Source organism: Chryseobacterium sp. VD8 (genome assembly GCF_037149975.1).
GTDB lineage: Bacteria > Bacteroidota > Bacteroidia > Flavobacteriales > Weeksellaceae > Chryseobacterium > Chryseobacterium indicum.
Genome location: NZ_JBBCQL010000438.1, coordinates 1 through 999, shown reverse-complemented (window position 1 = coordinate 999; position 999 = coordinate 1). Strand labels below are relative to the sequence as shown.

At 33.3% G+C, this 999-nt stretch carries 2 protein-coding genes; both read left to right on the top strand.

All coding sequences use genetic code 11. The features are described from left to right. A partial coding sequence (locus WFK35_RS22910) for a DUF3108 domain-containing protein (RefSeq protein WP_336734965.1) occupies positions 1–675 on the top strand: 675 nt, incomplete at its 5' end. Positions 676–753: 78 nt separating this feature from the next. Further along, a partial coding sequence (locus tag WFK35_RS22905; protein ID WP_336734963.1) for a hypothetical protein occupies positions 754–999 on the top strand: 246 nt, incomplete at its 3' end.

The window sequence follows — 999 nt, the reverse complement described above, 5'->3', positions numbered from 1 at the left end:
GCTCAGAAAACTGTTACTCCAAGTAATGTAAAACCGGAATCACAATACATGAAAGATGAAATATCCGATGCAGTATGGTACGCTGCAAAAGGTGACCAGAAAATAGAAATCGGGAAAATAACCTCCGAGGTAAAAAAATTAGATAAAAACAGACTTCTTCTTAAAACCACGGTAAAGATGAATCAGGCTCCGGACAAACCATGGACAGATTCTACGGTGGTAAGAATTTCAGATTTCCAGCCGATGTATCATTCTTCCTACAATATGATGAGAGACATGGTGATTAAGTTTGAAAAAAATAAAGCAACAGGATATTATTTCGATAAAAAAGCACAGAAAAAAGACCTTATTGACGAAAAAATTTCTACTGAATATTTCGACAGCAATGCGTATCCCGCAATCATAAGATTTATGCCTTTAAAAGAAAATATATCCGCAGAAATGCCGATTTTCGATTATAATCCCGCTGCTAAAAAAGGCGTTATAAAAGCCTATGTGGAAAATGTAACGCATGGCGATTTTAATGGTAAAAAAGTATGGATCGTAAAAACAACAGATGACATTCAGGACAGAAAGTCTGTAGTCACGTATTATATTGATTCTTCCACAAGGAAGGTTTTAAAACAGGAAATAGATTCCGACGGAAGAAAAATGGTTATGGAATTTGTAAAATAAAAAGATTATTCTTTAAAAGTATTCAGAATCTGGATACTTTTTTTAGATTTGCACCTGATAAAAAACTTTAAAATATCCATGAAAAAACTTAGCCTTTTATTGGTGTTTATTCTTTCAGCACAAAACTTCTTTGCACAATCTCTGCAATTTTATACAGGAAAAAGAGATTTCCTTCCCATAGAAATTCTAATGGAAGTCGGCAGTACGAAAAAAGGATTTGCACAAGACTTTATGCTTCCTGATGTTGCAACATTCAGTTTCATGGGAAAAGGACCTAAATATGCCAATTTAGACAGAAAAGAAGTAAAATTTAAATCTTCAAAA